The 21,634-nt window shown below is 64.0% G+C and carries 16 protein-coding genes; 8 read left to right on the plus strand and 8 right to left on the minus strand.

Annotated elements, in window-relative coordinates; translation table 11 throughout:
• The first annotated feature begins 146 nt into the window (after nucleotides 1-146).
• Nucleotides 147-1,505, plus strand: a complete 1,359-nt coding sequence (locus H7995_RS17270) for an OprD family porin (RefSeq protein ID WP_185818666.1) — start codon at nucleotides 147-149, stop codon at nucleotides 1,503-1,505.
• A gap of 36 nt (nucleotides 1,506-1,541) precedes the next feature.
• Here the strand turns inward: H7995_RS17270 and nirD are convergent, their stop codons facing one another.
• From nirD to H7995_RS17310, 8 genes are all read right to left on the minus strand, one after another.
• Nucleotides 1,542-1,922 carry a nitrite reductase small subunit NirD gene (gene nirD, locus H7995_RS17275; protein ID WP_166589453.1) on the minus strand — a complete coding sequence of 127 codons (381 nt, stop codon included), beginning with the start codon at nucleotides 1,920-1,922 and terminating at the stop codon, nucleotides 1,542-1,544.
• A complete protein-coding gene (gene nirB / locus H7995_RS17280; protein ID WP_166589454.1) occupies nucleotides 1,922-4,483 on the minus strand; it encodes a nitrite reductase large subunit NirB in 2,562 nt (853 codons plus the stop codon). The genes nirD and nirB overlap by 1 nt, the downstream gene beginning before the upstream one ends.
• 629 nt (nucleotides 4,484-5,112) lie before the next feature.
• Nucleotides 5,113-5,580, minus strand: a complete 468-nt coding sequence (locus H7995_RS17285; RefSeq protein WP_166589455.1) for a GNAT family N-acetyltransferase — start codon at nucleotides 5,578-5,580, stop codon at nucleotides 5,113-5,115.
• Between the two features lie 337 nt (nucleotides 5,581-5,917).
• Nucleotides 5,918-6,766, minus strand: coding sequence for an ureidoglycolate lyase (locus H7995_RS17290; protein ID WP_166589456.1), 849 nt, complete (start codon nucleotides 6,764-6,766; stop codon nucleotides 5,918-5,920).
• Nucleotides 6,767-6,804: 38 nt separating this feature from the next.
• Complete coding sequence (locus tag H7995_RS17295; protein ID WP_166589457.1) at nucleotides 6,805-7,545, minus strand: SDR family oxidoreductase; 741 nt, start codon at nucleotides 7,543-7,545, stop codon at nucleotides 6,805-6,807.
• Nucleotides 7,542-8,924 (minus strand): MFS transporter, encoded by a 1,383-nt coding sequence (locus H7995_RS17300; protein WP_166589458.1) that lies wholly within the window; start codon nucleotides 8,922-8,924, stop codon nucleotides 7,542-7,544. Before H7995_RS17300 ends, H7995_RS17295 begins: the two co-directional genes overlap by 4 nt.
• Nucleotides 8,925-9,015: 91 nt before the next feature.
• Nucleotides 9,016-10,596, minus strand: coding sequence for an aldehyde dehydrogenase (NADP(+)) (locus H7995_RS17305; RefSeq protein ID WP_166589459.1), 1,581 nt, complete (start codon nucleotides 10,594-10,596; stop codon nucleotides 9,016-9,018).
• Between the two features lie 97 nt (nucleotides 10,597-10,693).
• Nucleotides 10,694-11,674, minus strand: a complete 981-nt coding sequence (locus tag H7995_RS17310; protein WP_166589460.1) for a LysR family transcriptional regulator — start codon at nucleotides 11,672-11,674, stop codon at nucleotides 10,694-10,696.
• 113 nt (nucleotides 11,675-11,787) lie between these two features.
• On the opposite strand from H7995_RS17310, the gene H7995_RS17315 reads away from it, so the two are divergent.
• The 7 genes from H7995_RS17315 to H7995_RS17345 all read left to right on the plus strand — a co-directional run bounded on the left by H7995_RS17315 (nucleotide 11,788) and on the right by H7995_RS17345 (nucleotide 21,604).
• The gene (locus H7995_RS17315; RefSeq protein WP_166589461.1) at nucleotides 11,788-12,969 is read left to right on the plus strand and encodes a fumarylacetoacetate hydrolase family protein; all 1,182 of its coding nucleotides are present in this window, start codon (nucleotides 11,788-11,790) and stop codon (nucleotides 12,967-12,969) included.
• Between the two features lie 48 nt (nucleotides 12,970-13,017).
• Entirely contained in the window at nucleotides 13,018-14,802 is a 1,785-nt protein-coding gene (locus H7995_RS17320) for an IlvD/Edd family dehydratase (protein ID WP_166589462.1), read from the plus strand.
• 283 nt (nucleotides 14,803-15,085) lie between these two features.
• Nucleotides 15,086-15,961 carry an aromatic ring-hydroxylating dioxygenase subunit alpha gene (locus H7995_RS17325; RefSeq protein ID WP_166589463.1) on the plus strand — a complete coding sequence of 292 codons (876 nt, stop codon included), beginning with the start codon at nucleotides 15,086-15,088 and terminating at the stop codon, nucleotides 15,959-15,961.
• Entirely contained in the window at nucleotides 15,958-17,670 is a 1,713-nt protein-coding gene (locus H7995_RS17330) for a Rieske 2Fe-2S domain-containing protein (protein ID WP_166589464.1), read from the plus strand. Before H7995_RS17325 ends, H7995_RS17330 begins: the two co-directional genes overlap by 4 nt.
• A 12-nt stretch (nucleotides 17,671-17,682) precedes the next feature.
• Nucleotides 17,683-18,321: a glutathione S-transferase family protein gene (locus tag H7995_RS17335; protein ID WP_166589465.1), complete on the plus strand. Its 639-nt coding sequence runs from the start codon at nucleotides 17,683-17,685 to the stop codon at nucleotides 18,319-18,321.
• Between the two features lie 78 nt (nucleotides 18,322-18,399).
• Nucleotides 18,400-19,800, plus strand: a complete 1,401-nt coding sequence (locus H7995_RS17340; RefSeq protein ID WP_166589466.1) for an NCS2 family permease — start codon at nucleotides 18,400-18,402, stop codon at nucleotides 19,798-19,800.
• Between the two features lie 454 nt (nucleotides 19,801-20,254).
• Nucleotides 20,255-21,604 (plus strand): amidohydrolase family protein, encoded by a 1,350-nt coding sequence (locus H7995_RS17345; RefSeq protein ID WP_166589467.1) that lies wholly within the window; start codon nucleotides 20,255-20,257, stop codon nucleotides 21,602-21,604.
• The last annotated feature ends 30 nt before the right edge of the window (nucleotides 21,605-21,634 follow it).

A 21,634-nucleotide genomic window follows, 5' to 3' on the forward strand; every position in this document is an offset into this window, starting at 1 on the left:
ACGCAGAGGGTGGGAGGAAACGGCCTGTCTCAAGCCATTGGGCTTGATATTTAATGTAATAGTATTACATTGCACAGCCCATTCAAAACCCCGTTGCACAGGCAGGCGTTGTCAGCCTGCCCAAGGTGTATGCAAGGACCCCATACATGATCAGATTCAAGCGCCTCGCCCTGCCCTTCGCCCTGCCCTTCGCCCTGGCCGCGCAGTCCACCACGCTGCTGGCCGGCTCGGCCCAGGAACAGTCTCGCGGGCTGGTCGAGGACAGCCGCTGGAGCCTGCTCAACCGCAGTGTCCTGGATCACCGCGAGTACCAGCACGGCGCGCGCAATAACGCTGCACGCAATGCCTACAAGCCGCGCAACGAACGCAGCGGCAACGCCCAGGAGTGGGGATACGGGTTGATGGGCAGCCTGCAGTCCGGGTTTACCCAGGGTCTGGTTGGGGTGGGCGTCGATGCCCATGCCTATGCCGCCTGGCAGCTGGACAGCGGCGGCGGTCGGGCCGGCAAGGCGCGGTTGCTCGGGCTCGACAACGACGGTCATCCCAAGGATCAGTTCGGCCGCGGCGGCGCGGCGCTCAAGCTACGCGCCTCCTCGACCACCCTCAGTTACGGTGAGCAACGGGTCAAGACCCCGGTCTTCAGTTCATCCGACAGTCGCCTGCTGCCGGAAACCGCCACCGGCTTCTATCTCAACAGCCAGGAGTTCGCCGGGTTCAAAATACTCGGCGGCCACTTCAACGAAAGCACCGACCGCAATGCCAGCAGCCACGACCAGGGGTTTGTGGTGAATTACTCCAACGCCAGGCAAGGCAACAACTTCGACCTCGCCGGCCTGGTCTTCGACGGCATTGAAGGGCTCTCCACCAGCCTGTACAGCGCGCGCTACGAAGACAACTGGCGCCAGCATTACCTGGGCAGCACCTACAGCCATGACCTGGGGCTCGACCAGACGCTGACGCTGAACCTCAACCTGTACCGCACCCTCGACACCGGCCAGGCCTGGTCGGGCACGATCGACAACACCACCTGGAGCCTGCTCTCCAGTTACCGCAATGGCGCCCACACCTTCAGCCTGGGTTACCAGAAGGTCGATGGCGACACCCCCTTCGACTACGTGACCCGGGGCGCGATCTACCTGACCAACGCCATGCAACTGTCGGATTTCAACGCCCCCCACGAACAATCCTGGCAGGCTCGTTACGACCTGGGCATGCAGGCGTTCGGCTGGCCCGGCCTGGTGCTCAGCGCCGCCTATGTGCGCGGTAGCAACATTGATGGGCGCCACGTCGACCCGGCAGGTGGTTATGCCTACCTGGGTTACGGCGCGGGCGGCAAGCATTGGGAGCGCGACCTGGAAGCCCGCTATGTGGTGCAAAGCGGCCCGGCCAAGGACCTGGCCCTGTCACTGCGGCACAACCTGCACCGCGGCAATACCGCCCAGGCAGAGCTCGACACCGAGCAGATTCGCCTGGCCGTCGAGTACCCCCTCAACGGACGCTTCTGAGTCTGCCAGCCAACCACAGCCATTGGCCCATACAGGTCAGTGCTCGTTGGCCACGCCCACTTGCACTTGCCCATCGTTAAGGCGCACCGGCCAGACGCGCAGACGCTGCTGCGGATACTCCAGGCAGCACCCGTCTTCGAGTCGAAAGTGCTGCTTGTACAGGGGCGACGCCACCACCAGTTGACCCTTGAGACTGCCCACCAGCCCGCGACCGATGACATTGGCCCCCGATTGCGGATCGTGGTTATCGATGGCGTAGAGCGTCTTGCCCTCGGCCTGCGGCAGGTAGAACAGGGCCACTTGTGCGCCGTCCAGCCACACCACCACCCCCGAGTTGCAGACCAGATCGTGCTCGCTGCACACCGACTGCCAGCGGGGGGAATGGGCGTCGGCGCGCTGGGAATTGGACAGGTTCATCAGGCAAGCTCCTCGGTGACGGGAATAAGGTTGAGTTCGGCGGCCATGATCGGCCGGCGTTGCCCACGCTCCTCGACAAAATGAATGCTCGGGTCGGGACGTTCGTCGTTGACGAAGGTGCGGAAACGCTTGAGTTTGTCCGGGTCCTTGAGGGCGTTGGCCCACTCGCACTCATAACGATCGACCACCAGTTGCATCTGCGACTCCAGCTCCTCGCCCAGCCCCAGGCTGTCGTCAATGATCACCTGTTTGAGGTAATCCAGACCGCCTTCCAGACTCTCGCGCCAGACCGAGGTACGCTGCAATTTGTCGGCGGTGCGGATGTAGAACATCAGGAAGCGATCGATGTAGCGGATCAGGGTCGCGTCATCCAGGTCAGTGGCAAACAGCTCGGCGTGCCGCGGGCGCATGCCGCCGTTGCCACACAGGTACAGGTTCCAGCCCTTCTCGGTGGCAATCACCCCGACGTCCTTGCTCTGGGCCTCGGCGCACTCACGGGTGCAGCCGGAGACCGCGAACTTGAGTTTGTGCGGCGCGCGCAGGCCCTTGTAGCGGTCCTCGATCACCAAGGCCATGGCCACGCTGTCCTGCACCCCGTAGCGGCACCAGGTACTGCCGACGCAGGACTTCACCGTGCGGGTCGACTTGCCGTAGGCATGCCCGGTTTCAAATCCGGCTTCAATCAGCTCGCCCCAGATCTGCGGCAACTGGTGCAACTGGGCGCCGAACAGGTCGATGCGCTGGCCACCGGTGATCTTGGTGTACAACTCGTACTTCTTCGCCACCTGGCCGATCACGATCAGTTTCTCGGCGCTGATCTCGCCCCCGGCGATACGTGGCACCACCGAATAGGTGCCGTTTTTCTGCATGTTGGCCATGAAGGTGTCGTTGGTGTCCTGCAACGGCACCAGCGAGGCATCCATGATCGGCTGGTTCCAGCACGAGGCGAGGATCGAGCCCACGGCCGGCTTGCACACATCACAGCCGGTGTGCCCACGGCCATGACGGGCCAATAGTTCTTCGAAGCTGTGCAGCCCTTCAACCCGCACCAGGGCGTATAGCTCCTGCCGGGTGAAGGCGAAGTGCTCGCACAGGCTCTTGTCGACACTGACGCCACGGGCGATCAACTCGTGCTCGAACACCTGCTTGAGCAGGCCGGCACAACCGCCACAGCCGGTGCAGGCCTTGGTTTGCGTCTTGAGCTGGGCCAGATCGCTGCAACCTCCGTCGATGGCCGAACAGATCGCGCCCTTGCTGACGTTGTGGCACGAGCAGACCATGGCCGACTCGGGCAAGGCGCCCGGGCCCAGAGTGGGCGCGCCGGTCGAGGATGGCAGGATCAGGCTGGCCGGTTCGGCCGGCAGGGCAATGCCGTTCTGGGCGTATTGCAGCAAGGTGTCGTAGTAGCTGTTATCGCCCACCAGCACCGCCCCCAGCACCTGCTTGCCGGTGGCGTCGACCACCAGCCGGCGGTAGCTGGCGCTGGCTTCGTCGATGAACTGGAAGCTGCGCGCACCCGGGGTGTGGGCATGGGCATCGCCGATGGAACCGACGTCGACGCCCAGCAGCTTGAGCTTGGTCGACATGTCCGCGCCGATAAAGGGCTCAGCGTCCTGATTGCACAGCTGCGCCGCGACACTGCGGGCCATCTGGTAGCCCGGCGCGACCAGGCCGAACAGGCTGCCATTCCACGAGGCACACTCGCCAATGGCATAAATGTGCGGGTCGCTGCTCAGGCACCGGTCGTCAATCACCACCCCACCGCGCGGGCCGATGTGCAGCGCGCATTGGCGAGCCAGGGCATCCTGGGCACGGATCCCGGCGGAGAACACGATCAGGTCGGTCTCCAGGCTTTCTTCGTTGGCAAAGTTCATCCGGTAGCGGTACTGCTCCCCGGCACTGATCGATTGCGTGGCGCGGGACAGGTGCACGCCGACGCCCAGCCGTTCGATTTGCGACTTCAGCGCCAGGCCACCCAGTTCGTCCAGTTGCACCGGCATCAGGCGCGGGGCAAATTCCACCACATGGGCTTCCAGGCCGAGGCTTTTCAGGGCATTGGCCGCCTCCAGGCCCAGCAGCCCCCCGCCCACCACCACACCGCGCCGCGCATTGCTGGCGGCGCGCCGGATGGCATCGAGGTCCTCGAGGGTGCGGTAGACCAGGCGTGAGTCGCCTTCGGCGCCGTCGATGTCCGGTACAAAGGGATAGGAACCCGTGGCCAGGACCAGGGTGTCGTAGGCGACGCTGCCCTGGGCGGTGATCACCTGGCGCCGGGCACGGTCGATTTCCAGCACCGGCACTCCCAGGTGCAGGGTGACACCCGGCGTCTGGTACAGCGCCGCGTCGGACAACGCCAGTGACTCGGCATCACGTCCCGTGAAGTACTCGGACAGGTGTACCCGGTCATAGGCCCGTACCGGCTCCTCGCTGAAGACATGCAGCTGATAGCGCCCAAGGGCGCCGCGCTCGATCAACTGTTCCACACAATGATGGCCGACCATGCCGTTTCCGATCACGACCAGGGTTTGCAAGGTGTTCAACGCGGCAACATTGGAGTTCATAAGTAGCACCCGATCACTGTTCTAAAAGCAAAAAAAAACGCCTGAAACCTTACGGTTCCAGGCGTCTTTGCCTGTTCATTTGCGTTGTGCAAACCCGACTGCTGTGCCCGGTTCAACGCTGCTACCCACGACCTGTGCGGCCAATCGATCGTCGTTGACCGAGGGGGCTGCCTGGACGACGGTGTTGCTGCGCGCCAGGCCTGCGGGATGTATTGCAGCCTTTGTGCCAGAACCGCAGCCAGCCCCCCACAGCCCCTATTCCGGGCGCTTGCAGCCCATGTGCGGTGGCACCCGACCGGGAGCTCCCCCTCGCGGCGTGACTTGGCTTAGTGCACGAAAGGTCGCGCGGGCTTTATAACAGTGCATGGCCGAGCGACGCGCCACTTGCCCGCGATGGCGCCAGCACAGCCAACATCGATGGCGCCTGACACATCGCTATCGCGAGCAAGCTCGCGTCCACACAGGCTGGGTGGGCGCATGCAAAATCTGCGGGCAGCAATAATCACCGTGGGAGCGGGCCTGCCCGCGATGCGCTCAAAGCCGCCCTCAGATCGAGCAACTGCTGGCGCCCCGACGCGCCGTCGGTGGTGAGGCAGACGCGGTATCCCGGCAAGGATTGAAGGCCGGGTTCACCCCAGCTGTTTCACCATGGGCACACAGGCCAGTTGCAGGCCCGAGGGCGAATGGTAGATGGACGTTTGCTCACCACGGTAACCGCAGCGCCGGTAGAAGTCGGCAGCGTTCAAGGTCGCGTCGAGTACCACCTGTTCCAGGCCCAACTGCCGCGCCAACTGTTCAAGGAACGCCAGCATCAATACACCAATCCCCTGCTGCATGAACTCGGGCAGGACGAAGATCGCGCCGATTTCCCGCCGCGGCAGATCGAGCATGCCGGTGGCCACGGCCACGCCATCGACATACCCCATGTAGAAGTGTGAATCCATCAGCGCACTGTAGCCGTCCGCCGCCGAACCTGCGGTCCAGGTCAGCATCTGTTGTTCGGTATAGGCGCCGATGCATTGGTGACGGATCGCGCGCAGGCGAATCTCGAAAGCGGCCTGGGCGTCGTCCTGGGTGGCGCGGCGAATTTGCAGCATATCGTTCTCCATTGGCCAGCTTCGGACAGCGCAAAAAAAGCCCCGTCCATTGCTGGCGGGGCCTTGGGTCATAACGTCATATCCTGAACGCGCCTGACCTCATGACCCGCCAGCGGCGGTCATGGAGCAGCACATCATGTTCAGGCGGTGGGTTCTGGTCATGGCTCGATACTGTTGGCCCAGCTCCCCTTCTGTCAATCCCGCGCGCACGACAAAGCTGACAACACCTGTTCCCGGGGCCCCACGGTGTATCAGATGAGCCGAGGGGTGGCTGGCGAGTGCTATGCACTCGGACGCAGCCTGCGGCAGCGGATACGGGGATCTGCGTTTGCCAGGCTCAATCCGCCTGCACCGTCACCTGCAGCTGTTCTCCCAACCCGGCGATGCCCAGGCGCATGGTCTGGCCGGGGCGCAGGTAGACGGGGTCGGGCTTGATGCCCAGGCCGACGCCCGGTGGGGTGCCGGTGGAGATGATGTCGCCGGGTTGCAGGCTCATGCAACGGCTCAGGTAAGCGATCAGTTGCGGCACCGTGAAGATCAGCGTACGGGTGTTGCCATTCTGGTAGCGGTGGCCGTCGACTTCCAGCCACAGGTCCAGCGCATGGGGGTCGGCGACTTCATCGCGGGTGACCAGCCACGGGCCGATCGGGCCAAAGGTGTCGAAGCCCTTGCCCTTGTCCCAGGTACCGCCGCGTTCCAGTTGCCAGGCGCGCTCGGAGACATCGTTGATCACGCAGTAACCTGCCACGTGATCCATGGCATTGGCCTCATCGATGTAGCGCCCGCCCTTGCCGATGACCACGCCCAGTTCGACTTCCCAATCGGTCTTGAGCGAGCCACGGGGGATCTCGATGTTATCGTTGGGGCCGCAGATGGCGCTGGTCCATTTGCTGAAGATGATCGGCTCCTTCGGCACTTCCATGTTCGACTCGGCGGCATGGTCGGCGTAGTTCAGGCCAATGCAGATGAACTTGCCCACCTGGCCGACGCAGGCGCCGATCCGTGGCTGACCGAGCACCGGTGGCAGGCTCGCGGGGTCGATCGCCGCCAGGGCCGCCAGGCCTTGTGGGGTCAGGGTCTGCCCGGCAATGTCCGCAACGTGGCCAGAGAGGTCGCGAAGCTGTTGGTTGGCATCCAGCAGGCCCGGCTTTTCCGAACCCTTGTCGCCATAACGCACTAATTTCATATCTCGCTCCTGCTACTTAAAGGGGTGCCCGGTGGCGCTCAGATACTCATGCCGCCATCGATGACATGCACGCCACCGGTGGTGTAGGCCGAGGCGTCGCTGCCCAGGTACAAGGCCAACTGGGCGATCTCCGTGGCGCTGCCGATGCGGCCCATGGGCTGGCGGTCGAGGAACTGTTGGTACACCTGCGCCTCGGCCACGCCCTGCTGCGCCGCCTGTTCGGCGATCCGCTGGCGCAGCGACGGCGACTCCACGGTGCCCGGGCAAATCGCGTTGCAGCGAATGCCCTGGCCGATGAAGTCGGCGGCGACCGCCTTGGTCAGGCCCACCACCGCCGCCTTGCTCGCAGCGTAGGCAAAACGATTGGGCACGCCTTTGACACTGGAGGCCACCGAGGACATGTTGATGATCGAACCACCGCCACGCTCGAGCATGCCCGGCAGCACCGCGCGGATCATCCGGTACATGGCGGTCACGTTGACGTCCATGGACCGGGCCCAAGCCGCTTCATCGCACTCCAGGATGTTGCCGCTGTGCACATACCCGGCGCAATTGAACAGCACATCCAGGGCACCGATTCGCTGGCACGCCTCGCTGATGGCGCTGGCCGAGGTGACGTCCAGGGTCAGGGCTTCGATGCCCGGGATCCCTTGCAGCCCACGCACATCGATATCGCTGGCGAACACCTGCGCACCCGCCTCGGCAAAGGCAATCGCACTGGCCAACCCGATGCCCTGCCCGGCCGCCGTCACCAGCACCCGCTTGTTCTGCATCTTCATACTCGCTCCAGGTTAGCGCTGCCGGCCGCGGTTTTCGCCGTCCGCCCGAGCATCGCCGCAGGGATCGCCAGGATCAACGCGCCGCTGATGAACAGACACACCGCCAGCACGTAAGTACCGTTGTTGATGTTGCCCGTGAGGTTCTCGGCCACGGCGGTAATCATCGAGCCGGTGAAGCCGGACAGGTTGCCGATGGCGTTGATCATGCCGATCCCGGCCGCAGCCGCCACACCCGACAGCACGGTGCCCGGCAAGGTCCAGAAAATCGGCATCAGGCTGAGGATCCCCGAAGCGGCGACGCTGAGGAACAGCACGGACAGCACCAGGTTGTCGGCAAAAAAAGCACTGAGGATCAGCCCGGCGCCGCCGATGAAGGCCGGAATCGCCGCATGCAGCCGACGCTCGCCGGTACGGTTGGAGTGGCGTGCATTGAGCAGCATCGCCACCGTGGCCACCGCATAGGGAATCGCTGTCAGCAGGCCAATGTGCAGGCTGTTGGTGATGCCGGTGCTCTTGATGATCGACGGCATCCAGAACGCCAGGCCATAGAAACCGGTGTTGAAGGTCAGCAGGATCAGCACCAGCAACCACACACGCGGGTTGAAGAACACCTCGCCCAGGCGCGATACCTTGCCCTGGTTGTCGGTCTGCAGATTGGCCTTGAGCATGGCTTTTTCGGCGGCTGACAGCCACTTGGCCTTGTCGATGTTGTCGGCCAGGCAAGCGATGACCACGAAGGCCATGATGATCGACGGAATACCCTCGATGATCAGCATCCACTGCCAGCCCGAAAGGCCATGCACCCCTTGCATGCTGTTCATCAGCCAGCCGGAGAGGATACCGCCCAGGGTCAGGCTGATCGGCATGGCCATCAGGAACCCGGACATCACCCGGCTCTGGCGATGGGTCGGGAACCAGTAGTTGAGGTACAGGATCACCCCGGGAAAGAAGCCCGCTTCACAGATCCCCAGCAGGAACCGCAGCACATAGAACATGGTGCTCGACTCAATCCCGAAGATCCCCGCCAGCGGCACCGTGTAGGCCACGGCCATGGAGATCACCGCCCAACTGAGCATGATCCGGGCGATCCAGAAGCGCGCGCCGAAGCGATGCAGCAACAGGTTGCTGGGCACCTCGAAGAGGAAGTAGCCCCAGAAGAACATGCTGGCGCCAAGGGCGTAGACGGTGTTGCTGAATTGCAGCTCGTTGAGCATGTCGAGCTTGGCGAAGCCGATGTTGACCCGGTCCAGGTAGGCGGCCATGTAGCACAGCAGCAGCACCGGCAGGATGCGCCAGATCACTTTGCGGTAGGTGCGGTCTTCAAAGTCGAGTTCGCTGGCTTGCGCCTGCGCAGGCAGATGCTCGGATATCGTTTGCATGGAGGTAACCCCTGGGCATGTGGACATGCCTGATTGTTTTTATCGAATGGGTCATGCCGGGCGAGCAATTCACCCGGCGTTGCTGCTTGGACTAGAGTGCCTGGGTGGTTTTTTCTCCGTTGACCAGGCGCGTCAGCCCCAATGGATTGCTGTTGCGCAGCGCTTCGGGAAGCAAGGCATCCGGGAAGTTCTGGTAGCACACCGGACGCAGGAAGCGGTCGATGGCCAGGGTGCCCACCGAGGTACCACGGGCATCGGACGTCGCCGGCCAGGGGCCGCCGTGGACCATGGCGTCACACACCTCGACACCGGTCGGGTAACCGTTGACCAGCACCCGGCCGACTTTTTGCGCCAGCACCGCCACCAGGTCGGCAGCGTGTGCAAGCTCGGCCGGCTCACCCAGCAGGGTGGCGGTCAGTTGTCCGCGCAGCCCCTGCAAGGCCGCCAGCAATTCAGTGCGATCAGCCACTTCGACCACCACCGTGGCCGGCCCGAAGATTTCCTCCTGCAGCAGTTCGTCACCGCCAAGCAGCAACTGGACGTCGGCCAGGAACAGTTGCGCCCGGGCTTGATTGCCCGCCTGCGCCTGCCCGGCCAGGTGTGTGACCTGGGGATGGGCGCGCAAGGTGGCGCAGCCTTCGACATAACTGCGCAGGCCGCCGGCGTTGAGCATGGTCTGCCCGGGCTGTTCGGCGATCAGCGCGCTGAGGGACTGCAGCAAAGCGCTGAACTGCGGTGAACGAATGCCGATCACCAGGCCCGGATTGGTACAGAACTGCCCCGCGCCCATCACCACCGAGGCGGCCAGTTCGCGGGCGATCTGCTCGCCGCGCACCTCTAGTGCCTGCGGCAACACCAGTACCGGATTGATGCTGCTCATCTCGGCGAACACCGGGATCGGCTGCGCCCGGGCAGCGGCCATGTCGCACAGCGCCCGGCCACCCTTGAGCGAACCGGTGAAGCCGACTGCCTGGATCAGCGGATGCTTGACCAGCGCCTCACCGACGCCGGCACCGAAGATCATGTTGAACACCCCGGCCGGCATGCCGGTTTTCTCGGCGGCGCGAATGATAGCCAAGGCCACCTGTTCGGCCGTCGCCATGTGCCCGCTGTGGGCCTTGAATACCACCGGGCAGCCAGCGGCCAGGGCCGCGGCGGTGTCGCCACCGGCGGTGGAAAAGGCCAGGGGAAAGTTGCTGGCCCCAAACACCGCGACCGGGCCGACGCCCAGGCGGCACTGGCGCAGATCCACCCGAGGCAGGGGCTGGCGCTGAGGCAGCGGCAAATCGATCCGCGCGCCGAGGAAGTCACCCCGGCGCAGGGTCTGGGCGAACAGGCGCATCTGCCCGCTGGTACGGGCCCGTTCGCCCTGGATGCGTGCCGCTGGCAACGCGGTTTCGCGGCAGACCAGGGCCACGAACTGCTCGTCCAGGGCGTCCAACTCGCTGGCGATGGCGTCGAGGAATTCGGCCCGGCGCTCGGCCGGCAAGTTGCCGTAGATCGCGCTGGCTTGATGGGCCGCGGTGGCAGCGGCATGCACTTCCTCGGCCGTGGCCTGGATGAAGGCGTTGGGCAGCGGCTGCCCGGTAGTCGCATCAACGCTGTGCAGGACCACGGAGCCGGCGGCGCTACGGCCACCGGCGATGAAGTTGTGACCGGACAGTTCGGGCATGACAGTCTCCTGACCCAGAGGGAAATCTGGTCGGTACTCTACTGCCGCGAATCGATTCTTTCCCAATGGCATTTTTGGATTAACCGATAACCAAGCGTTATCGAATTTGCCCTTCGCCTGCCCCGTTTGCTGCCCCCTGATCCCTGGCCAGGCGCGCGTTTTCAGTGAGGATTTGCGCGAACTCCAGGGCCGCTCCCACCAGTTGCTCGCCCTTGCGGGTGAGGATGCCGTAGTCCTGAGGCGCCAGGTGCAGGGGGGTGTCGAGGGCTTTCAACTGGCCGCTTTCCAGCAGCGGATGGACCATGGCATCCGGCAGCATGCCGATCATCGGCCCGCGCTGCAGGACCTGGAGGAAGGTCTGCATGGAGATGGTGTCCACGGTATTGCGCGGCAGCGCTACCCCGGCGTCGGCGAACGCCAGTTCCATGCGCGCACGAATCGGCGTGCCCACTGGGTACAGAATCCACGGCAGGTCGACCAACTGTTGCAAGGAGATCGGCCCGGCGTCGGCCAGCGGGTGGCGGCTGTTGACCACGATGCAGAACGGTTCCGGGGCCAAGGGCTGGAAGTCGTAGCGTTGTGCCTGGCTGTGCTCGGTGAAGCGGGCTACCGCCAGGTCGAGTTTTTTCTCTTCGAGCATCTCCATCAGGTGGTTGCTGGTCTGCTCCACCACCTCGATCGACAACAGCGGCCAGCGCTGTTTGATCTGCAAGATGGCCTCGGGCAGGGCGATGGCGGTGGCGGCAAAGATCCCGCCGACCTTGAGATGACCATGGCCCCCCTCGCGCAGGCTGCCGATCTGCTCGACGAACGAACGCGCGTCATTCAGGGCGATCTGCGCGTACCGCAAGACATGCTCGCCCAGCGCCGTGGGCGGCATGCTGCGCGGCTGGCGTTCGAACAGGGCAAAGCCGAGCAGGCTTTCGATTTCCTTGAGCATCTTGCTGATGGCCGGCTGGCTGAGGTTCATCTGCTGCGCCGCCAGGTGCATGTTGCGGGTGCGGCCCAGGGTGTCGATCAGCAGCAGGTGGCGGAATTTGAGCCAGCCACAGAAGCTGGAGAATGACAGTTCGGACATGGGTGCGCCTCGTCAAACAATAACCAGGAGTTATCGATTACTGAAAATATCTCATTGGAGTTTATCGAGTGCTGGTCATAGCGTGAAGCCTTTACGGACCAGGAAGATTTGCCATGTCGTTACTGCTTACTCCCGAGAACACCCTGCCGGTCGATGGCGTGGCCGGCACCTTGATTGGCCGCGCCTGGGTTCCAGGGCCGATTGCCGGCCCTTCGCTGATTGTCTTGCGGGCCGATGGCGTGTTCGACCTGTCGCAGCGCTTCGCGACCCTGAGTGATTTGCTGGAGTCGGACAGCCCCCTGGCCGATGTGCGCCAAACCCCCGGCACCTTCCTGACCAGCGTCGACAACCTGCTGGCCAATACCGGCCCTGACGCCGACCCGAGCCAACCCTACCTGCTGCCACCGCTGGACCTGCAAGTGATCAAGGCCGCTGGCGTGACCTTCGCCGCGAGCATGATCGAGCGCGTCATCGAAGAGCAGGCCGGTGGCGATGCCGGCAAGGCCGAGCAGGTGCGGGCGATCGTCCATGGGGTGATTGGCGACAACCTGCGCTCGATCGTCCCCGGCTCCGCACAGGCGACGCAGTTGAAGGCACTGTTGATCGAACAGGGCATGTGGTCGCAGTACCTGGAAGTGGGCATCGGCCCGGACGCGGAAATCTTCACCAAGGCGCCGGTCCTTTCCGCCGTCGGCAGCGGCAGCCAGATCGGCATTCATCCCGGCTCGATCTGGAACAATCCGGAGCCGGAAGTGGTGCTGGCGGTCAACAGCCGTGGGCAGATCCATGGCGCGACCCTGGGCAACGACGTCAACCTGCGAGATTTCGAGGGGCGCAGCGCGCTGTTGCTGAGCAAGGCCAAGGACAATAACGCGTCCTGTGCCATCGGCCCGTTCATTCGCCTGTTCGACGAGCAGTTCAGCCTGGAGGATGTACGCGCCTGCGTGGTCGACCTGCAGGTCGAGGGCACGGACGGCTACCGGATGCACGGCTCCAGTTCCATGAGCCAGATCAGCCGCGACCCCGAGGACCTGGCCCGGCAGACTCTCAACGCCAATCACCAATATCCCGACGGTTTCCTGCTGTTTCTCGGTACCCTGTTCGCCCCGACCGAGGACCGTGATCACGTCGGCAGCGGCTTCACCCATAAACTCGGTGACCAGGTGCGTATCAGCAGCCCGTTGCTCGGCAGCCTGCACAACCAGGTCACCCACAGTTCAGTCGCCACGCCATGGACCTTTGGCGTCGGCGCCTTGTTGCGCAACCTGGCGTCCCGAGGCCTGCCCGCCCTTTGAGCCCGACGGCGGTTGTCGAATCATCCAATTATAAGAGAGCCATGAATCATGACTGACACCCCGAAGCGCCCGCTGCGTAGCGAGCAATGGTTCAACGACCCGGCCCACGCCGACATGACGGCGCTGTATGTCGAGCGCTACATGAACTACGGCATGACCCGCGAAGAGCTGCAATCGGGCCGCCCGATCATCGGCATCGCCCAGACCGGCAGCGACCTGACGCCCTGCAACCGGCACCACCTGGAGCTGGCGCAACGGGTCAAGGCCGGGATCCGCGATGCCGGCGGCATTCCCATGGAATTCCCGGTGCACCCGATTGCCGAGCAGACTCGCCGTCCCACCGCCGCGCTGGACCGCAACCTGGCCTACCTGGGGTTGGTGGAAATCCTGCACGGCTATCCACTCGATGGCGTGGTGCTCACCACCGGGTGCGACAAGACCACGCCAGCCTGCCTGATGGCGGCCGCAACCACCGACCTGCCGGCGATTGTGCTGTCGGGCGGACCGATGCTCGACGGTCACCACAAGGGTGAACTGATCGGCTCCGGCACCGTGCTCTGGCATGCGCGCAACCTGCTCGCCGCCGGCGATATCGATTACGAAGGCTTTATGGAAATGACCACCGCAGCCTCGCCTTCGGTGGGTCACTGCAACACCATGGGCACCGCCTTGTCGATGAACGCCCTGGCCGAAGCGCTGGGCATGTCCCTGCCCGGCTGCGCGAGCATCCCGGCGCCCTATCGCGAGCGCGGCCAGATGGCCTATGCCACCGGCAAGCGCATCTGCGAACTGGTGCGCCAGGACGTGCGACCGTCGCAGATCATGACCCGCGAAGCCTTCGAGAACGCCATTGCCGTGGCCTCGGCCCTGGGCGCCTCGAGCAATTGCCCGCCGCACCTGATCGCCATCGCCCGGCACATGGGTGTCGAGTTGAGCCTGGATGATTGGCAACGGATTGGCGAAGACGTGCCGCTGCTGGTCAACTGCATGCCGGCCGGCAAGTACCTGGGCGAAGGTTTCCACCGCGCTGGCGGCGTACCGGCGGTGATGCACGAACTGCAAAAGGCCGGGCGCCTGCACGAGGACTGTGCCTCGGTCAGCGGCCAGACCATCGGCGAGATCGTGCGCAGCACCCTGACCAGCAACACCGATGTGATCCACCCCTTCGACACTCCGCTCAAGCACCGCGCCGGCTTCATCGTGCTCAGCGGCAACTTCTTCGACAGCGCGATCATGAAGATGTCGGTGGTCGGCGAAGCGTTCCGCAAGACTTACCTGTCCGAGCCCGGCGCGGAGAACAGCTTCGAAGCGCGGGCCATTGTGTTCGAGGGGCCGGAGGACTACCACGCGCGGATCAACGACCCGGCGCTGGAGATCGACGAGCGCTGCATCCTGGTGATCCGTGGCGTCGGCACCGTGGGTTACCCGGGCAGCGCCGAGGTGGTGAACATGGCCCCGCCCGCGGCGCTGATCAAGCAAGGCATCGACTCTCTGCCCTGCCTGGGCGACGGCCGCCAGAGCGGCACTTCGGCGAGCCCGTCGATCCTCAACATGTCCCCGGAAGCCGCCGTGGGCGGTGGCCTGGCCCTGCTCAAGACCAATGACCGGCTGAGCGTCGACCTCAATGCGCGGACGGTCAACCTGCTGGTGGACGAAGCCGAAATGGCCCGACGCCGGGCAGCCTGGGAGCCGAACATTCCGGCCTCGCAAACCCCGTGGCAGGAACTTTACCGGCAACTGGTCGGGCAGCTGTCCACCGGCGGCTGCCTGGAACCGGCCACCCTGCACCTGCGCATCATCGCCCGCAGCGGCGAGCCACGACACTCTCACTGAGGGGAAGACTGGACCGCTCTCATCGCGAGCAAGCTCGCTCCTACCGTGGGTTTTGGGGGTTCGCAAGTGTTGCGTACACCTACCAAACCTGTGGGACCGGGCGCCCGCTTGCGGCTTGCTCGCGAGGGCGGTGGGTCAGGTATCGGCGATGTTGGCGGTGCCTGGCCGGTCTTTTTTCCAGGTAGTATTTTTGTTCATACCAGCCATTAGCATTACTCGTTAGTTTCATGCCCTGGATTTCTCTACTGTCGCGAAAAAAGAAAAATCCGCCGGTGAGGAACCTATGAGTATCGAATCGAGCATCTGGAACCAGTGGTATCCACTGGCCGTCGTGGAAGACCTGGTCGACGGCAGGATCTACCGTACCTCGCTGTTGGGGCACGAGATCCGCTTTGGCCGTGATGCCGAGGGTCACTTCAGCGCCACACGCGACGACGACGGCGGCTCGCCTTGCCGCACCACCACCCTGTATCACACCCATTGGGTCTGCCTGGGCGAACCCGACGCGGGATTTTTCCAGATAGCGGAATTCGATGAACCCGATCGCCGGGTGCTGGGAGCCGGCTCGATGAAGGTGCATGCCTCGGGCCTGCGCGTGGTGGAAAACTTTCTCGACATGGCGCACTTCCCCTACGTCCATGCCGGCTTTCTCGGGGCCGAACCCTACACCGACATCAGCACTTATAGGGTGGAGGTCGACCAGGAGCGGGACGAGATCCTGGCCACCGACTGCCGCATATTCCAACCCATGGCAGCCGCCGGGTCGAAACAGGCCATCGAGGCGCACTACGTCTACCGCGTGACCCGCCCCTTCGTCGCCATTCTGTACAAGACCAGCCCCGAGCAGCCAGAGCGACGCGACGCCATCTGCCTGTTTGTCCAGCCGCTGGATGAAGAGTGGTGCATCGCCCATGTGGTCCTGGCTTATGTCGACGCCACCAGCAGCGACCGCGATCTGCGCCTGTTCCAGCAGACCATTTTCAGCCAGGACCTGATGATCCTCTCCAATCACCTGCCCCGGACCCTGCCCCTGGACCCGAAATTCGAGATCCCGACCCGGGCCGACGCGATGTCCAGTGCCTATCGCCGCTGGTTGCGCGACAAGGGCATTCGCTACGGCACTTACCAGCCGGTACAGGCCGCGGGAGGCCAGCCATGACGCAGCCCGACAATCGTTGGTACCCGGTGGCCCAGAGCAGCGACCTTGCCCTGCGCCATGTGTTTCACGGTCAGTTGCTCGGCGTGGAGCTGGCGCTCTGGCGCGATGACGCGCAACAGGTCAACGCCTGGGAAAACCGCTGCCCGCACCGCAGCGTGCGTTTCACCCTGGGCGTCAACCTCGGCTCCCGGCTGCGCTGCCAATACCACGGCTGGCAGTACCAGGGCGGCGATGGCCGCTGCACGCTGATTCCGGCATCCTCGCAAAGCACGCCACCGGCCAGCGTGTGCGCGCGGACCTTTGCGGTGAGCGAAGCGCACGGGATGATTTGGGTCAACCTGCAGCCACAACAGGCTCAAGCACTGCCGGCACCGGCCTTTCCACCCCTGGCTTTGCACCTGCGCAGCCTGCCCTTCCGGGCCGCCCTCGACGACGTGCGCCAGGCCCTGGCCGGCTATGCCCAGCTGGACCCGGACTGCCAGCTCGACTCGGTACACCTGCAACAGACCGACAACCAACTGCAACTGTCCTGGCGCAGCGGCGAGCAGCCCTGCCAGGTGCAATTCTGGCTGCAACCGGCGAGTGCCGAGCGCACCATCGTGCACAGCAGCACCCTCGCGGGGCACCCCGGCATCGACCCACTGCGCTGGCATAACCGGATCCTCAACGTGCTGCGCCAGCGCCTGGAAAACCAGGCCGGACTGATCGCCACCCGCCGACCTCCCGACAGCTTGCGCATCGCGCCTGCCACAACGGCACGCCGTCCGGCGCAGACCCTGGAGGTCGAGGTGCTGCAGCACTGGACCACCGCCAGCGAGATCGTCGCCCTTAAGCTGGCCCTGCCCGCCGATGGCGGCTTCAGCTTCGAGGCGGGTGCTCATATCGATGTGCACACACCCGGCGGGCTGGTGCGCCAGTACTCGCTGGTCAACGCCCCCGACGAGCGCGAGCACCTGGTGATCGGAGTCAAGCTGGAGGCGCAGTCGCGTGGTGGTTCCCGCTCGCTGCACCACGACCTGAAGGCCGGTGAGCGTCTGCGCATCTCGGCGCCGAAGAATAATTTCCGTCTGGTCCCGGGCACCGCCGGGATTCTGATTGCCGGCGGGATCGGCATCACCCCGCTGCTGGCCATGGGCGCTGCCTTGCAGGCTGCCGATCGGCCCTACGAGTTGCATTATTTTGTGCGCAGCGAGTCCCACGTGGCGTTCCCCGAACGCCTGCATCAGCTGCGGCACAACTGCATCCACACCGGCCTGGACCCGCAGCAGACCCGCGAACGCCTGCGTATCGTGCTGCAACAGGCGAACGCCGGCACCCACCTGTATGTCTGTGGCCCCAAGGCCCTGATCGACCTGGTCAGCACCCTGGCCAGCGAAGCCGGCTGGAGCGACAGCCAGGTGCACTTCGAACTCTTCGCCAACACTGTCAGCCATGACCAGGACCAACCCTTCCGGGTACGCCTGCAACACAGCGGCGAGGAATTTACCGTGCCGGCCGGCGTCAGCCTGGCGGACAGCCTCAAGGCCCGCGGGATCACGCTCGACACTTCGTGCGAACAAGGCGTGTGCGGGACCTGTCGCACCGCGGTGGTGTACGGCGAGCCGGAGCACCGTGACGTCTACCTGACCCGCGAAGAGCGGCAAGGCAACCGCTGCCTGATGCCTTGTGTATCGCGCAGCAAATCCGAGCTGTTGGTGCTCGATCTTTAAGGGAGCAGGCAGGTGATCACACTCTACAACTACGAGCTGTCCGGGAACTGCTACAAGCTGCGCCTGTTCATGAACCTGCTGGGCGTTGACTTCAGCACGGTGGATCTGGAGTTTTACCCAGGCAAGGAGCACAAGGGCGAGGCCTTCCTGGCCATCAACCCCCTCGGCCAGTTGCCGGTGCTCGACGACGACGGTTACGTCCTGCGCGACGCCCAGGCGATCCTCACCTACCTGGCCGCCCGCTACGATGCCAGCGGCACCTGGTACCCGGTGCAGGACCCGCGCCGCCTGGGTGAGGTCAACATGTGGCTGGCGTTTGCCGACGGCATCACCTCCACAGCCTCGGCCGCGCGCCTGGCGGATGTTTTCAACTATGATCTTGACGCCGAAAAAGCCCGAAGCGGCGCCCATGCTTTGTTCCGCATCCTCGACGAACACCTGTGGTTCAGCGAGCGGCAACACCAGGGATGGGTCTGCAGCGGACCTTTGCCGACCGTGGCCGACATCGCCTGTTTTCCCTATGTGATGTTGTCCGACGAGGCCGGTATCAGCCTGATCGACTACCCCGCGATAAGGCGCTGGACCGACCGGATCAAACGCTTGCCCGGTTTCACCGTGATGTCGGGCATTTTCGCCACGTCATCCGCCTGACCCATGTTCGACTCGAATCAAACCCAAAAAATATAACAACAACAAACAACCGAGCCTTGCCGCTTTGAGGAGATCAACATGAACCAACCGGTCAGTTTGCGTGGTGCGCCCATCGGGCTTATCGCAAGGCTCAGGTTATGGCTGGAAAACTACTTCGGCATCCACCGTGAAGGTTCGACCCTGAGGCGCGAGATCATCGCCGGGGCTACCACCTTCCTCGCGGCGGCCTACGTGATTGTGGTCAACCCGGACATCAACGCGGCGGCCGGCATCCCCTTCTCCGCCGGGGTCACCGCCACTGTGCTGGTGAGCTTTCTCGGCACCCTGGCGATGGCCCTCTACGCGCGCAACCCGATCCTCATCGCCCCCGGCATGGGGATCAACATCCTGTTCGCCTACACCATGGTGGTGGGCGCCAAGATCCCGCTGCAGATCGCCCTGGGCTGCGTACTCTGGGCCAGTGTGATCTTCACCGTGCTGGCCTTCTTCAACGTGCGCCAGGCGGTGATCGACGGCATCCCGGCAAGCCTGCGCAATGCGATTTCCTGTGGCATGGGCCTGTTCATCGCGCTGATTGGCCTGGTGAACGCCAAGTTCATCAGCGCCGACCCGTTCACCGTGGTGCACGCGGCACCGTTCAATCCGATCATCCTGACCTTCCTCGCCGGCCTGGTGATCACCATTGCCCTGGTGGCGCGCAAGGTGCCGGGGGCGCTGATCCTGGGGATCATCTGCACCACCTTGCTGGCGATCCCGATCGGTCGCCTGTGGGGCGATGCCACGGCCTATTGGCCCGAAGGCGCCAGCACGGTCACGCTGGTCAACTGGAGCGGGCTGTTCGCCGCGCCGGACTTCAGCTTCCTCGGCCAGGTCGACTTGCTGGGCTCGCTGCACATCGAATACCTGCCGTACATCTTCGTGCTGGTGTTCACCAACTTCTTCGAGTCGCTGTCGACCTTTCTCGGCATCTCCGAAGCGGGCGACCTCAAGGACGCCGACGGCAACCCGCGCAACATCAAGCAGTCAATGCATGTCGACGCCCTCGCCGCCCTGGCCTCGGCGCCCCTGGGCACCAGCCCGGCGACGGCCTACATCGAATCGGCCGCCGGCATTTCCCAGGGCGGGCGCACCGGCATGGTCGCCCTGGTCGCCGCCGTGCTGTTCCTGCCATTCCTGTTCCTCTCCCCCCTGCTGTCCCTGGTTCCGGCAATCGCCACGGCACCGGTGCTGATCATGATCGGCGTGTTCATGATGGACACCATCAGCAAAATCGACTGGAAGTCCTATGAAGAAGCGATTCCGGCATTCCTGGTGATCCTGCTGATTCCCCTGACCTACTCCATCACCCTGGGCATCGCCCTGGGCTTCATCGTCTTCGTCCTGCTCAAACTGCTGATCGGCAAGGCACACACGGTCAAGCCCATCATGTGGTGGGTGGCGGCGCTGTCGGTGTTCTTGGTGATGCGGGTGCAGTATTAGGTGATGTACGAGGTATTGAGGGGCGGCGAGGACTGCGTCCTCGAACGCAGCCTCGCGGGCTCGACAGCTGCTACGGGGGAGATTCGAACACCAGTACAAGCAGGCCGACTGTCAGGTCGCCGTGCTCTGGCCTTTGATCTTGATCCACCTGCCCCTTCGGCAGGCTGAGCGAAGGTGTCCATCAGGGGGAAGGCGCGTAGCGCCGTGCGGCGAAGCCGCATACATCGAGAGGAGGTGCAGCGAAGCAAACCGTAGGCGATGCCCCCGGATGGATACCGTAGCGAAGGAACCCCGAGCCTTAGCGAGGGGCCGAACGCCGGGGCAAGCGTTTTTTTGGTTACTTTTTTTAGGCGTTTGTAAAAAAAGTGACCCGCCGTAAGGGCGGAACCCTAAGCCGCCATCACCGCAGCAACGGATCTGCCCCCCCAACCACAAAAAAAACAAGGACCCAGCCATGAGCTACACCGTGATCCGCAACGCAATCATCTTCACCGTCAATCCCCAGGACCAGGTCCTCGCCAACGGCCATGTGGTCATCCGCGACGGCATCATCGAAGCCATCGGTCAGGGCGATCACATGCCCTTGCCCGCCGACGCCAAAGTCATCGACTGTCAAGGCCAGATGGCCCTGTTACCAGGCCTGGTCGATGCCCACTCGCACTCCAGCCTGATGCGCGGCATCACCGAAAACCTGCCGCTGATGCAATGGCTGCCCTACTACCAGCTCGAACACCGGGCCATGAACGCCGAGGACGCCTACCACGCCGCGCGCCTGTGTTACCTGGAGGCCCTGAAGAGCGGCACCACCTGCGTCATGGACATGTACCGCTTCATGCATCGCTGCGCCGACGCCGCCGGTGAAATCGGCATTCGTGTGCACCTGGCGCCCTATGCCGCCGACCTGCCCGGCAAAGACTTCTTTGAGAGCCCGCACGCCAATCGCCAACTGATCGAGACCCACCACATGGCCCACGACGGTCGCGTGCGGGTGTGGATGGGCCTGGAACACCTGTTCTATTGCTCACCCAAGGCCTACGCCCATGCCCGCGACTGCGCGCTCGACTACGGGATCGGCATCCACACCCACGCGTGCGAGCAGAAGGAAGAAGAACAGGCAGTGCTCCAGCACTTCGGCAAACGCTCGATCCCGATGCTGGACCAGATGGGCATCCTTGGCGAAAAGACCCTGATCGCCCACTGCGTGTGGCTCAACGATGAAGAGATCAAGCGCCTGGCCGATACCGGCACCGCAGTCGCCCACTGCCCCAGCAGCAACGCCAAGCTGGCCAGTGGGATCGCCCGGGTCCCGGAAATGCTCGCCGCCGGCATCCGCGTCGGCCTGGGCACCGACGGCAACGTGTGCAACAACAGCCTCGATCTGTTCGAAGAAATGAAATTTGCCTCACTGCTGCAGAAGGCCCATCGCCTGGATGCCGCCGCCCTGCCGGCGAATGTCGCCTTGCGCATGGCGACCATCGAGGGTGCCCGGGTACTGGGCATGGACCGGGAGATCGGTTCGATCGAAGTCGGCAAGCGCGCCGACCTGCTGTTGCTCGACCTGGCTCAGCCGAACATGTGCCCGATCGTCTGGGAAGGGACCCAGACCAACGTGCTGTGGAACCTGGTGTACTCGGCGCGCGGCTCGAATGTGAAAACCGTGCTGGTGGACGGCAAGGTGATCCTGGAAAACGGCCGCAGTACCCTGGTCGACGAGACCGCCTTGCTCCAGGGCGCGCAGGCCCAGACCCTGCAACTGATGGAGCGGCGCAAGGACTTTGCCCATACGCTGGTGCCGATGGTCTGAAGCCTTGACCAGCTTTCGTGGGCAAACCTC

Source organism: Pseudomonas kielensis, assembly GCF_014236655.1.
In the GTDB taxonomy this organism is placed as follows: Bacteria; Pseudomonadota; Gammaproteobacteria; order Pseudomonadales; family Pseudomonadaceae; genus Aquipseudomonas; species Aquipseudomonas kielensis.

Coding starts and splice junctions, on each gene's coding strand:
- H7995_RS17325 (WP_166589463.1), top strand. CDS start 15,086: ATGAGTATCGAATCGAGCATCTGGAACCAGTGGTATCCACTGGCCGTC.
- H7995_RS17340 (WP_166589466.1), top strand. CDS start 18,400: ATGAACCAACCGGTCAGTTTGCGTGGTGCGCCCATCGGGCTTATCGCA.
- H7995_RS17320 (WP_166589462.1), top strand. CDS start 13,018: ATGACTGACACCCCGAAGCGCCCGCTGCGTAGCGAGCAATGGTTCAAC.
- H7995_RS17300 (WP_166589458.1), bottom strand. CDS start 8,924: ATGCAAACGATATCCGAGCATCTGCCTGCGCAGGCGCAAGCCAGCGAA.
- H7995_RS17330 (WP_166589464.1), top strand. CDS start 15,958: ATGACGCAGCCCGACAATCGTTGGTACCCGGTGGCCCAGAGCAGCGAC.
- H7995_RS17270 (WP_185818666.1), top strand. CDS start 147: ATGATCAGATTCAAGCGCCTCGCCCTGCCCTTCGCCCTGCCCTTCGCC.
- nirD (WP_166589453.1), bottom strand. CDS start 1,922: ATGAACCTGTCCAATTCCCAGCGCGCCGACGCCCATTCCCCCCGCTGG.
- H7995_RS17290 (WP_166589456.1), bottom strand. CDS start 6,766: ATGAAATTAGTGCGTTATGGCGACAAGGGTTCGGAAAAGCCGGGCCTG.
- H7995_RS17285 (WP_166589455.1), bottom strand. CDS start 5,580: ATGCTGCAAATTCGCCGCGCCACCCAGGACGACGCCCAGGCCGCTTTC.
- H7995_RS17345 (WP_166589467.1), top strand. CDS start 20,255: ATGAGCTACACCGTGATCCGCAACGCAATCATCTTCACCGTCAATCCC.
- H7995_RS17310 (WP_166589460.1), bottom strand. CDS start 11,674: ATGTCCGAACTGTCATTCTCCAGCTTCTGTGGCTGGCTCAAATTCCGC.
- H7995_RS17305 (WP_166589459.1), bottom strand. CDS start 10,596: ATGCCCGAACTGTCCGGTCACAACTTCATCGCCGGTGGCCGTAGCGCC.
- H7995_RS17315 (WP_166589461.1), top strand. CDS start 11,788: ATGTCGTTACTGCTTACTCCCGAGAACACCCTGCCGGTCGATGGCGTG.
- nirB (WP_166589454.1), bottom strand. CDS start 4,483: ATGAACTCCAATGTTGCCGCGTTGAACACCTTGCAAACCCTGGTCGTG.
- H7995_RS17295 (WP_166589457.1), bottom strand. CDS start 7,545: ATGAAGATGCAGAACAAGCGGGTGCTGGTGACGGCGGCCGGGCAGGGC.